The organism is Bacillus cereus group sp. BfR-BA-01381 (assembly GCF_022663555.1).
Lineage (GTDB): Bacteria > Bacillota > Bacilli > Bacillales > Bacillaceae_G > Bacillus_A > Bacillus_A pacificus.
The window spans coordinates 1-392 of sequence record NZ_JAKUFR010000240.1; the positions used below are offsets into that span (position 1 = coordinate 1).

Sequence of the window (392 nt, forward strand, 5' to 3'; positions counted from 1 at the left end):
GTAAGCAAGAGGATGAAAAACGTCAAGCCGAGGAACAAGCTCGTAAGCAAGAAGATGAAAAACGTCAAGCTGATGAGCAAGCTCGTAAACAACAAGAAGAACAAAAGCGCCTCGCTGATGAGCAAGCTCGTAAACAACAAGAAGAGCAAAAACACCAAGCTGATGAGCAAGCTCGTAAACAACAAGAGGAACAAAAGCGCCAGGCTGATGAACAGGCTCGTAAACAACAAGAGGAACAAAAGCGCCAGGCTGATGAACAGGCTCGTAAACAACAAGAAGAGCAAAAACGTCAAGCTGATGAGCAAGCTCGTAAACAACAAGAAGAACAAAAAGCACAGCAAACTCAAACACAACCTGCTTCAGGAAATACTAGTAGTGCATATTACAAAAAT

General features: G+C 43.1%; 1 protein-coding gene. It reads left to right on the forward strand.

Features of this window, described 5'->3' with window-relative positions; all coding sequences use genetic code 11:
- Positions 1-392: cell envelope integrity TolA family protein (locus tag MR079_RS28515; RefSeq protein WP_277933187.1), on the forward strand; the 392-nt coding region annotated here is incomplete at both ends.